At 40.5% G+C, this 289-nt stretch carries 1 protein-coding gene; it reads right to left on the bottom strand.

Going from position 1 to position 289, the window contains the following annotated elements; genetic code table 11:
* On the bottom strand, positions 1-289 hold a 289-nt coding region (locus tag ICG50_RS13080; protein ID WP_222940214.1), incomplete at both ends, for a hypothetical protein.

Below are 289 nucleotides of genomic sequence, written 5' to 3'. Positions count from 1 at the left end.
GTTTGGGTTTGACTACAAAGCGGTGTTCCCGGTAAAATTACACTAACCAAAGAATAAATAGTATTGGAAATTAATGCCGGGGTGGTCAATGTTGCAGAACCTAATCCATTTAATACGATAGTTTGATTGGTTCCACCATTTACTGTATAAGTAACTGTTGCATTGGGCGCTCCATTAAACGTAATTACTGTAGTGCTTCCCGAACAAATAGTTGTTGTACCGGAAATGGTTACTGTTGAAGTTGGACTAATGGTAACGATGGCAGAACCGGTTTGGCCCTGACTACACA

It is taken from the genome of Flavobacterium buctense, assembly GCF_014486695.1.
Classification (GTDB): domain Bacteria; phylum Bacteroidota; class Bacteroidia; order Flavobacteriales; family Flavobacteriaceae; genus Flavobacterium; species Flavobacterium buctense.
Note: the sequence above shows the minus strand (reverse complement) of the source record. Positions and strands in the feature narration are given on the sequence as shown.